This window comes from Nostoc sp. CCY 9925 (assembly GCF_963920935.1).
In the GTDB taxonomy this organism is placed as follows: Bacteria; Cyanobacteriota; Cyanobacteriia; order Cyanobacteriales; family Nostocaceae; genus Nostoc.
The window spans coordinates 1-4099 of record NZ_CAWUDO010000224.1 but is presented as its reverse complement, the minus strand read 5'-3'; the positions used below and the strand labels follow the sequence as shown (position 1 = coordinate 4099).

Here is a 4099-nt window from a genome sequence, read left to right as displayed (position 1 = left end):
GAGGGATTATTGCTGACAGGAGGGTGTTTGCCTTTACTCTTATTAGGGTTATATTTATTCCTGTCGAGGCAGTTCATCAACTTTATCAAATGGTTGACATTGCACTGTGGACTTTTGGGCGCACCGCTTTGGTTTTGATAGTAGGCAATGCGGAATTTTGTCTCTTGTTCATGTTCCAGTTGAGCTAAAAACTGCTTGATGAATTTGTAGTCACCTCTGGCGTTTACTTTTGACCGGGCATCTACTGGGGCTGAGGTGTTGGATGCTAGAGCGATGTCTTTGGCTTCGTCTTCACTTAGCCCAATATGAATTGTGACTTTGACTCTGGCTAAAGAGAGGTCATACTTGTTTGCTCTAGCTTGCTCAAATGCTAAAACTGTATGTCCCCCGTTAATGATGCCATCGTTACCACCTTCGTTGGACTGTAGTATCTCTAGCTCTAGTTCTGTCTTGTTTTTCGGCTTAACTTTATGAACACACAGTACAATCCCATTATTTCTTTGAAAAAATTTTTCCGGTTCGGTGGTCAGTGAATCAAAGATTTGTCTGTATGTTAAGCTTTTGCGGTTAGGTTCCCGAATATTTGGTTCTAGGGGTAGGTCACTTGGAAAACTATCTACATGAGCAGTAGCAATAATGCACTGAGGACTTGCATTGATATATTGGTCTATTTTTAACGTCAAATTCTTGGGCATATTCTTCCTTACTATTTTTGAGATTGACCACAAAAAGGCAATTAATTAACAAGTATGAGATAGTCAGAATCTCTATAACCTCTGCCGCTATCTCTGAATACTACTTCTTCATCATTTTAAATTTATTTGAAGAAATTGTTGCTAATATTCTGTGCCGATCTGTTTGGCGAACACTACAAGTCTAATAATTTTTATAAAGCTTGCAGTTAAGTCAAAACACACTAAAATTTCTGGGATATTCCAGAGTTTTTTTTTGTTACTGTTAAAGCAATCGCACTTTCAGATGAGGAAAGGTGCAAGTTGAAGCATATCTCTTACCAAGAGAGGCTTTTAGGATGTTAGACAGATATTCTGTCTAACATCAAGTGCAAAATATGAGCCTTGGACTAGCGGCGATCGCTACTAGCAAAATATGAAAGAAACACATTCAACTTAAAATCTCAAATCATTACTGGGTATGGTTCCAAAATGTGTTTCTTGAGAGCTACACTCTATTGATAGAAGTGAGATGATTAACTGCTGGGGAATAAGAATCTGGTACTAATTTCTGTTTGCGCTCATAGCAAAAATTTTCATCCAGCATTCTCACATAACTAATATGAGTTGCCCAAACATCAGCCAGTCGCTCACCCAAGCCAACAGTATCTAACGATTTGGGAATAACTACTCCACCATTCCAAACGATAGGGATGCTTTCTGTTTGAAAATATTGTGTCAATTCTCGACGCACAAACTCACCAGTACCACCACAGATCAGAACTTCGTCTAACCCTGCATGGTTTTTCACCCACCGCAGCAATGCTCGACAGTATTCATCCCGAATCACTTCTAAAACTGATTTAAACAACTCTAAATCCGAGTTAATTGCTGATGGTGTATTCCTACGTGACAAATTTCGTAATGCAGTGAAATTACCTTTAGAGAATTCCACTAAAGCCGCAGCTATACACGGATCGTCTTTCGATAGTCCTACGCTAGTACGTTCGACAAACTTTTGTAACACCCAATTCATCCCCAAGTCTGTCGATTCTTTCTTTGCTACTTTCCCTTTTTCTGAAAGGGTAAAACTGGCATTACGATGACCCAGCATTAACAATCCTATGTTTTTTTGAGAAAATACATTACCTAGAGCGCGATTTCTGTAAGAAATAATACCTGTTCCTTCAGGAAGAATTTTGAAGCTGTTGACCTTAATTTTCATTCTTCCCGTTGGCGTTATTACTCCTTGCCTATAGTTCAAGACAAACTTTTTAGCCAAATCTTGTACATCCTTTTCTTCTCCGGGTGGTAGCAAAATCTGGAGAAACATTTCGTGAATATTTACATTTATTTGACGTTTAGCTAACCACAACAAACCAGCAACCTTTGATAAGGCATATTCAGACTTCAAATCTTGCAGTGCCGCAGTTCCAGCAAACTCTCTTTTTGCAATACTCCCTAAGACAGAATATTCCTGACCAATTCTCACCCAAGCGCTATCATCAGGCAGCGCATCTACAGTTAAATGTTTGGTTGAACCCTCTCCCACATCGGCAACTTCTGGACTCATCCACAATGCAAATGGCACTCCCGCCGGATAAATCTGGGCGATCGCTTTGGTTGAACTACCCCCCAAGTCTGCCGTCAGTATAAACTGTACGACTTGGGTTGATTTGTCCCGATCGGTATTTGTAGTTGTCATAAATTTTTATTACCGTTTGTTTCGTCAAATCCCAACAATTGAGTAGCGATTAACAAGTCTGGTGTCATTTTCAAGTCCATTAATCCCAAGTCATCATCAGATAGTAAGGATTCTTCCTGCTGACTTATTTGCTCTAGTTCCTCTTGTTCTTCTTTATCTTTGCGAATCACATTTGTTGAGATTGGCAAGCTTTTTTCTAAAATCGATGATTTGTTCTGCTCTATTTGTTGTGGTGGCAAAATCGCACTACTATCTACTTCAAAAGAATTAGAAAACTTTTGCATTAAAATTCTAATCTTTACTAGCTTTCCTTCCAATTGCCCAATACTCGACAAGCAAGCTTCAATAAATTCCTCTTTACTTACCTTTCCCACTAATGCTTCTATTAGCCAGTAACTTGTTACTGCTTCCATTGTCAGTTCACCTGCCGACTTTTTTGATCGATGATTCACCAAGTGTTCAATAGTTCTTCCATCCCAACAATCATGTCTCCGTTTTACTCTTGGCAGTTCAACGTCTTTGCTTCCCTGTTTGTCCATTTTAAAAACCAGTACAACTGTCTTATTTTTTACATTTGCAATACTTGATACAAAAATGAGTATTGCGGGTAGTCTAAATGAGTATTTAGGCGGAGAAATCCCCCTTTTCCTCTCAATTGCGTTTCCACTGCGTTGCGCTTTTTCCCTCATTTATGAGTATCCGTGCGTAATTCGTACCCAAATTATTCACCGCTTAGAATCAGGCGACTAAATGCCTGGAGTCTTTGCTATGTAAGCATTTGAGCTAGTTAGGTATTAGAGTTCCTTCAAAAAAGTCTTTCAAGCCGCTAAAATAATCGTACTTACTACGACTATCTTCATTTTTTCGCATTTGAGCAATTTAGCTATTTTGGCGACTAGTCGCAATTGCTCCGATTTTGGGTAAATCAGCGTGATAACAAAATCATACCAAGTTTATCCAAGATGTGAAGCCATGAGCTACGCGATCGCTCGATTAAAAAAATTAAAACGGGGCAACATATCAGGGAGTGCATCTCACACCGCACGAGAAAGAGAAACCCCTAATGCAGATCCCACTCAAAAAAATATTCGGTTCATCGGTAGGCTCGACCCAGAGGAACGACTAGAGGATTTGGTACTAGCCAAAATTGCCGAGCATGAACAAAGGCGGAAGATTCGCACTGATGCGGTGTACTGCGTGGAGTTGTTGCTAAGTGCATCCCCCAGTTATTTCCGTCCCGACTGCCCCACCAATGCTGGTTACTATGAACCACAAAAGTTGGATGATTGGGTGGAAGCGACGAAAGAGTGGTTAGCCGATGAATATGGCTCGCGCATAGTGAGAGCCGAGTTACACCTGGACGAAGCCACCCCCCACATTCACGCTTATTTTGTGCCGATTGATGATCGAGGACAGCTACGGTGCAATCATTTCTTTGACGGACGGCAGAAAATTCATGCGTTTCAAGATTCTTACTACAATACGATGCGGTTAATTGGGCTGGAGCGTGGGATCAAGGGCAGTAAAGCCCAGCACCAGGATATCAAGGACTTTTACCGTATTGTGGAGGAGGGGCGTGACTTAGAAGTTGATCAGCTAAGTGCAGCGCAATTGAAGGCCAAAGCTGCCGACAGAGACAGGGCGAATCAACGTAAGCAAGAGATGGAAGCTACAGCCAAAGCCTTAGCCTTTGAAAATGAACAACTAAGACAACGAATTGAGC

The 4099-nt window shown here is 40.8% G+C and carries 4 protein-coding genes; 1 reads left to right on the top strand and 3 read right to left on the bottom strand.

The features are described from left to right. The 3 genes from ACM0OY_RS39685 to ACM0OY_RS39675 all read right to left on the bottom strand — a co-directional run. Positions 1–695: AIPR family protein (locus ACM0OY_RS39685; RefSeq protein ID WP_414574189.1), on the bottom strand; the 695-nt coding region annotated here is incomplete at its 3' end. Positions 696–1179: 484 nt separating this feature from the next. After that, complete coding sequence (locus ACM0OY_RS39680) at positions 1180–2376, bottom strand: hypothetical protein (RefSeq protein WP_414574188.1); 1197 nt, start codon at positions 2374–2376, stop codon at positions 1180–1182. Further along, on the bottom strand, positions 2373–3065 hold the full coding sequence (locus tag ACM0OY_RS39675; protein WP_414574187.1) for a hypothetical protein: 693 nt from the start codon (positions 3063–3065) through the stop codon (positions 2373–2375). Before ACM0OY_RS39675 ends, ACM0OY_RS39680 begins: the two co-directional genes overlap by 4 nt. Positions 3066–3306: 241 nt before the next feature. Here ACM0OY_RS39675 and mobV point away from each other — a divergent pair. Then, positions 3307–4099 (top strand): MobV family relaxase (gene mobV / locus ACM0OY_RS39670; protein ID WP_414574186.1); only part of this gene is annotated, 793 nt, incomplete at its 3' end.

Coding starts and splice junctions, on each gene's coding strand:
- ACM0OY_RS39680 (WP_414574188.1), bottom strand. CDS start 2,376: ATGACAACTACAAATACCGATCGGGACAAATCAACCCAAGTCGTACAG.
- ACM0OY_RS39675 (WP_414574187.1), bottom strand. CDS start 3,065: ATGAGGGAAAAAGCGCAACGCAGTGGAAACGCAATTGAGAGGAAAAGG.